The 4,420-nt window shown below is 68.2% G+C and carries 2 protein-coding genes; one reads left to right on the forward strand and one right to left on the reverse strand.

Going from position 1 to position 4,420, the window contains the following annotated elements; translation table 11 throughout:
- On the forward strand, nucleotides 1–2,208 hold a 2,208-nt coding region (locus M3N57_05170), incomplete at its 5' end, for a thrombospondin type 3 repeat-containing protein (GenBank protein MDP9022086.1).
- Between the two features lie 1,722 nt (nucleotides 2,209–3,930).
- Here the strand turns inward: M3N57_05170 and M3N57_05175 are convergent.
- Nucleotides 3,931–4,420, reverse strand: a 490-nt coding sequence (locus M3N57_05175) for a S8 family serine peptidase (protein ID MDP9022087.1), incomplete at its 5' end; no start/stop codon positions are given.

Genomic DNA, 4,420 nt, shown 5'->3' on the forward strand with positions numbered 1-4,420 from the left:
ACCTACCCGATCGTGGACCCGGAGATCGTGGTGATCGCCACCAACCCGGTCGGCGGCGTGGGCATCGGGGTCGACCCGGTGGACTTCGTGTTCACCAACGAGAACCTGGTGCCGTGCCACAACGTGCAGAACCCGTTCGACTTCGAGTACTGGGAGAACCTCCCAGGCTTCGACAGTCACCATGAAGAGCGGACCGGAACGTACGTCGAAGACTGCGGCGGCGCCGGCGGCAACATCTGCTTCGCGATCAACGGCGCGATCGACCCGGCGCCCGAGCACATCGACGTCTTCAACCTCTTCGACCTCGTGTCCCACGAGTTCGGGCACTGCCTGACGATCGGTCACGTCGGTGACGGCGCCGAGGGCGCCTGGGGCGTGGTGCCGACCAACGACATCATGGCGTACAGCGACGATCCGGCCGGCCTGAACAAGTGCGTCTCGACGCTCGACGTCGAGGGCGTGGCCATTCGCATGAGCCGTTACCTCGACGTGAACGGCGACGGGACGGTCGACGGCGCCGACCGACTGGTCGCCAACGACCAGATCGGCCAGGGAGGCAACCCGTTCCAGGTCCAGCACCCTGACGACCACCTCTACGCGTCCGGCACCGGCTCGCCTCTCGACTGCCCGCAGCCGGACCTCGGTCCCGTTCCGGGGGCGCGCACGGACTGGACGCCGGAGCCGGTGGCCTCCACGCGCCCGGAGTTGATCGTCACCTCGCCAGAGGACGGCGCCAGGTCGACCGACGGCGCGTTCGACGTCACCGGAACCGTCGAGCGGATCTCGCTCGACGAGACCCCGACGGAACCGACGGGCTTCTACAACGACGCGGACAACGACGCGACCACGCCCATCACCGAGATCCTCGATCTCAGCGTCGCCGCCACGGCGACACACCTCGACGTGACGATGCGGCTCGCCGACATCTGGCCGACGACGAGCGTGTTGAGCGCGACGGTCTACAGCGTGGTCATCGACGGGCGGAGGCTCGACTCGTTCGTCCGCTACCCGATCGACAACAACCCCAGGACCTGGGACAACGGGGCCGGCGCCTACATGCCCGCCGGCACCTCCAGCTGGGACCTCGCGGCGAAGACCGTGCGGTTCCACGTCCCGCGTGACTACCTGGCCGCGGCCGGCATCGTCTCGCCGTACTTCGTGAGCAGCCAGACGGCTTACGGAGCGCTCACCACGGGCGTGGTCGACGACCGGGCACCGGAGCTCGGCGGGACGGTGGGCGTCGCCAACTCCCACGTGCTGAGCTCGGTGGGCCTGCCGACGCTCGAGCCCTACGCCTCCGAGCCGATCCGGTTCGAGCGCGAGGGCGGGAACACGTTCTACCCGCAGGACTCGAGCTTCGGCACCAGGGACGACCTGGGGCTGGATTCGAGCCACCGCTTCACGCTGGACGTGCCGGTCAAGAGCACAGTCGAGTTCACCCTGGAGTGGATCGACGAGACCGGGACGAACGACCTTGACCTCTACGTGACAGGGGCGGCGAACTCCGGGAATGGTGGAGCGTCCTTGAGCAACCCCGAGCGCGTCGCCCTCGGAGACGTCCAGGGTCGACTCGAGATCCGCGTCGAGCCGTACTTCGTCACGCAGGCGACCGGCGTCACCTACACGCTGATCGCGACCGTCGACCCCGATACGGACGGCGACGGCGTCACCGACAGCCGCGACCGCTGCCCCGACATCCAGGGCGTGGCGCCGACCGGGTGCCCGGACGGCGACGGCGACGGCGTGGCCGACCCCGATGACGTCTGCCCGGACGAGCCCGGCACCGGAGCCGACGGCTGCCCGATCGGCGCGACCGAGCACGTCCACGTCTACGTCGACGGCGTGCTCGCCGCCAGCCAGGACGTGGACACGGCCAACGGCCCGGATACCTTCGACATCCCCGTGCAGGTCGCAGAGGGCACGCACGAGCTGCGCATCGAGTGGGAGGACGAAGAGCAGGTCCTCGCCGCGACGTCGCGGACGGTGATCGTTGGGCCGGACACAGACGGCGACGGCGTGCCCGACGTGGACGACAACTGCCCGAGGCACGCCAACGCCGACCAGTCCAACATCGATGGTGACGGCAAGGGTGACGTGTGCGATCCCGACATGGACGGCGACGGCCACTCCAACGCCAAGGAGCGGGCGCACGGGACCGACGAGCGCGACCCCAATGGCTATCCGCCCAAGGGTCGAATAGGGGGATGATGCTCTACTGAGAAGACCGGCCTCTCGTCACGACGCCTGTCGAGCCGCAACGACGTACGGGTTCGCCGACACGCTCGCCCGGTCCGGCCGGCGGCGCGGTCGCAACCGGCGGCAACGGTTTCCGCCTGTTTCAGCGGTTTCTCACGGCCGAGGCAGCCGACCTGGGCGGTCGACCGGATTCGCGACGCGCGGCCGAGAGAGCTTTGATGGTCGACCACGGCTTCAACGACCGCCGATAGCCACGTCTTTCGTTGAGGCGGCTTCGAGTGCGATGAAGGACGAGAGAACGACCTCGTACCGGAGATATCCGCCAGTTTGCGGTGCGCGCAACGAGTCCATCCCGCAGACATCCGCAGGAGGCCGCCGGAACCTCCTGCAGGTCCCCGGCAATCCCAGCAAGGTCATCCCCGAAAAGTCCTGCTGTAGACGGTGACCCCCGCCTACATCCGGCGAGCCCTGAATCGCCAAGACCGGCCTGTCACGCCGGAGGTCGCGGGTTCGAGTCCCGTCGCTCCCGTAAACTCCATGCAAATCAGGCTCTTTTCCTTAGCTGCGGTGGCGCAATCGACCGCCGGCCTGTCTTCATCCCGCGCTCATCCCGCACCGGAAGTAGCCAGCCAGGCCCGCTCAGAGCCGCAGATGCCCGCAGGGCAGATGACTGGCCCAGACCGCCGGGCGTCTTTCAGCAGCAGGATGGTGATGGTCTGATCTCGCAGCGGTTTCTTCTGCAAGCGATGGCCTACCGCGTACCTCCCGCGCCGATCCCGCGTGGCCTCCGGCGTGTCGATGCGACGATCGGGCCCCTCGCAGGATCGTCGCCCTGACGGAGGGCCGGGCCGCAGCGTCCAACTACGACTGAGGGCCGCTTGCGCCGCCCTCAGTCCTTGTACGGGTCGTAGACGTCGCGGCCGGCCATTGCGACGGCGAGCGGCCGCAAGGGGTGCTTCACACGGATCGTGTTGTCGTGCCCAGCAAGCACGTCCGAGAGGCGCTTGGACACCCGGCGCCTCGTCCGCACCCCGCCGACGAGGAGATCCCCTGCTCGCGCAGCGGGACCTGCGCCGCCGGCCAGTCGACCAGGCCCGGGTTCAGCTGCTCGTCGACCCACACCTGGTTGACGCCCGCGTCCGGATGGTCGGGGCAGACGCCCTTCTTCGACCGGCAACCGCGCACTCCACTGCCTATCCTCCTTCGTCGTAGGAGGCGGCTGCCGGGGACAGCACTGTTTTGAGCGACCGTGCAGGCTTCTATGAGGTCACCTCGGCAGCCGGACCTCCCGTACCGGGAGACAAGTCGTAGGGAAGACACGAAGTCAGAGGAATCGCGAGTCATCCCGGCGCAGCAGGCACGATCCGCCCAGAGTCGGACGGACGACCACCTATTGGCGATATCGGCCTCGCGGGAACGTGCTGGCCTGTGGATAACCCCGGCGTAGAGCGCCGCGGTGCGCCGTAGCGGCCGTCCCGACGCCGCTACCTTTGGATAACTAAAGGACCCTCCAAATCGCGGGGTTCTACCGTCCGCCCCATCTGCTCAAGTTCCTCCCTAACGAGTGAGATCCGCCCGGTTGGCCCCGGACGGAACTCGAAATCGCCGGAACGGCGACGTAGCGTGAGCAAGGCCATGCTCGCAGCCGTCTCGGACGACATAGGACGGACCGCCGGGGCATCTTCTGGTTCTCATGGGCCACTGAGCTCGGACGCGCGTGACCAGGCCGTTGCTTCAGTATGAGCTCACGTTCAGCACGCCTTCGGAGAAAGCGTCCGGGTCGCCGGGGATCGGTCCCGTCTCGGCGGTCGTCAACAGCTGCTGGCGGATCGTCTGCGGCGACCAGCTTGGGTTGCGCGCCTTGAGTAGCGCGGCCGCGCCTGCGACGAGCGGAGCGGCGAAGCTCGTGCCGGAACTTGTCGCGTACCTTCCGCCGGGATACGTCGAGGAGATGCAGACGCCTGGCGCGGCGATGTCGACGACGCTCCCGAAGTTCGAGAAGAACGCGAGATGATCGTCGAGCGAGCCGGCAAGGCACGCAGGCGGCGGCCCCAAGCCTCCGGGGCGGCCGTCCGAATCCGCCAGCGCCGAGACGGCGATGACCTCGGGGTAGGCCGCCGGATGATAGTTAGCGGCGTCCTCCGCGTCGTTCCCGGCCGCGGCGACAAGCGTGACGCCGGCCGCGGTCGCGGCGCAGACGGCCCTGTGGACGTGGTCGATGCGG

The sequence above is a fragment of the Actinomycetota bacterium genome (assembly GCA_030776725.1).
Taxonomy (GTDB): domain Bacteria; phylum Actinomycetota; class Nitriliruptoria; order Nitriliruptorales; family JAHWKO01; genus JAHWKW01.